The sequence below is a fragment of the Longimicrobiaceae bacterium genome (assembly GCA_035696245.1).
Classification (GTDB): Bacteria; Gemmatimonadota; Gemmatimonadetes; order Longimicrobiales; family Longimicrobiaceae; genus DASRQW01.
In genome coordinates this window covers 1-2,215 of record DASRQW010000205.1, presented here as the reverse complement: position 1 = coordinate 2,215, position 2,215 = coordinate 1, and the positions used below count along the sequence as shown (strand labels likewise).

3 protein-coding genes are annotated in these 2,215 nt (G+C 71.2%); all 3 read right to left on the bottom strand.

The features are described from left to right. Positions 1-925 (bottom strand): alcohol dehydrogenase catalytic domain-containing protein (locus VFE05_09670; GenBank protein HET6230324.1); only part of this gene is annotated, 925 nt, incomplete at its 3' end. Between the two features lie 57 nt (positions 926-982). After that, entirely contained in the window at positions 983-1,519 is a 537-nt protein-coding gene (locus tag VFE05_09665) for a DUF4142 domain-containing protein (protein ID HET6230323.1), read from the bottom strand. A gap of 351 nt (positions 1,520-1,870) precedes the next feature. Beyond that, on the bottom strand, positions 1,871-2,215 hold a 345-nt coding region (locus tag VFE05_09660), incomplete at its 5' end, for a thiamine pyrophosphate-dependent enzyme (GenBank protein ID HET6230322.1).

Below are 2,215 nucleotides of genomic sequence, written 5' to 3'. Positions count from 1 at the left end.
CGGCCCACGACAGCACCTGCGAGGGACCGTCGCCGGGGTGCCAGTTGTCGCCCTTGGGGTTGGTCTTGGGCGCGACGGTCTCCATCTCGCGGTCCATCTCCTTCGCCATCGGCTTGGCCTTCTTGGCCGCGGGCCCGGAGTGCGGCCGCTCGGCGTCCACGCCCACGGCGTCGATGGCGCGGTCCACGCCGATGCCGCCCGTGAGCTCCAGGATGGTGGCGACGGGGTCTTCCGCGTTGAAGTCGATGGTCTCGGCGCCCAGGTCGCGCGCCATCTCCATGCGCGACGGCACCGTGTCCACCGCCAGGATGCGGCCGGCGCCCATGATGCGCGCGCTGGCGATGGCGAACAGGCCCACCGGCCCGCAGCCGAACACGACGACGGTGTCGCCGGGGTCGATGCCCGCGATGTCGGCGCCGAAGTAGCCAGTGGGGAAGATGTCGGAGAGCAGGATGGCGCGGTCGTCGTCCAGCCCGTCGGGCAGCTTGACCAGGCCCACGTTGGCGAAGGGGACGCGGGCGTACTCGGCCTGGAGTCCCTGGAACGGGCCCGTGGTGGCCGGGCCGCCGAAGAAGGCGGTGCCGGCGCGGGCGCCGTTGGGGTTGGCGTTGTCGCACTGGGCGAAGTAGCTGGCACGGCAGTACGAGCAGCTTCCGCAGGCGATGGTGCTGGGGATGACGACGCGGTCGCCCTTCTTCAGGTTGCGCACGTTCTTCCCGACCTCTTCCACGATGCCGACGCCTTCGTGGCCCAGCACGGTGCCGGGCACCATCCCCGGCATGGTGCCGCGGATCATGTGCAGGTCGGTGCCGCAGATGGCGCTGGCGGTGAGCCGCACCAGGGCGTCGGTGCCTTCCTGGAGCTTGGGCTCCTTGACGTCGTCCAGCCGGATGTCGCCGATCCCGTGGAACACCACTGCCTTCATCGCTCGCCTCCGCCGTGGGGGTGTGGCGGGCCCGCGCGGGGCGGGCCCGGTGCTGCCTTACATCCGCTTCTGGAGCGCGAGGGCGCGGTCCAGGTGCTTCTGGAGCACGGGCAGCGTGCCGTGCACCATGCGCCGCACGGCCGCGGCGTGCGCCTGCGACTCCATGGTGTGCGCCTTCTGGATGTCTTCGCGGTGGTCGTCGACCGCGTGGTCGATGTAGGCCTTGTCGAGCGCGGCGCCGTGCAGCGAGCGCAGGCGCTGCATCAGCTCGCGCTGCTTGGCGGCGCTGTCGTCGCCCGGCATGGCGCGCGGGGTGACGTGCGCGGCGCGGGCGGTGGCGCGGTTCTGCGACAGGCCCGCGCTGTGGTCGCGCACCAGCATGGCGGCGTAGGTGCGCACGGCGGCGGCGTGCGCGTGCGCCTGCACGTAGCGCGCGGACGCGACCTCGTTCTGGTTGGCCGTCATCTCGGCTTGGAGGATGTTCGCGTCGCTCATCCGCTGCGCGGCGGCCGGGCGCGCGTGCCCCGCCAGCATCGCCCCGGAGGCCAGCGCGGCCACCGCCATCATCCGCAGTCCCTTGCTTCCGTTCCTCATCGCACGTCTCCCGCGTTGCTCGTTGCGTGGTGCCGGACGCGGCTGAACCTGGTCCGCGTCCCGGCCGCTCTCCCGTCTGGAGGCGCGGCCGCGGCGTGCACGTTCGGGACCGCCCGGCCCGTTCCACATCCCGCTTTCCGCATCCACCGCAACGACTTACGATGCCTCGCATCATCCGCGCCGCTGCGGCCTCGCATTGATCCACCGTGGCGGCGGGGATCGGAATCCGTTCGGGAGATGCGGATCCGATTCAAGGCTCGACCCGGCGGCGTCTCCTCGTCCGGATCTTCGATCCGCGTCTCCTGATCTGCATCTCCCTGATGTGGGTCGCCCGAGATCCGCATCTTCCGGTCAGTCCATCCCCTGCTTCTTCATCTGCTCGCGCACGCCTTCCGCGTCGGGGTCGCCCTGGCGGAGAGCTTTCCTCACCATCTCGTGCGGCTTGCCGGGCTCGGGCGGGAGCGTGGGGACGTCCGCATCCACCAGGGCGTCGATAACGACGGGCCGGTCTGCGGAGAGGGCGCGGTCCCACGCGGGCCCCACGTCTTCCGGCCGCTCCACCCGGATGCCGGTCAGCCCCAGCAGCTCGGCGTACCGCGCGGAGGGAAAGTCGATCAAGTCCTGAGATGCGGGGAACTTGGGCTCGCCTTCCATGGCGCGCTGCTCCCAGGTGACGTAGTTGAGGTCGCGGTTGTT

Bases quoted from the DNA above. Each gene is read 5' to 3' on its own strand.
- VFE05_09665 (HET6230323.1), bottom strand. From the start codon at position 1,519: ATGAGGAACGGAAGCAAGGGACTGCGGATGATGGCGGTGGCCGCGCTG.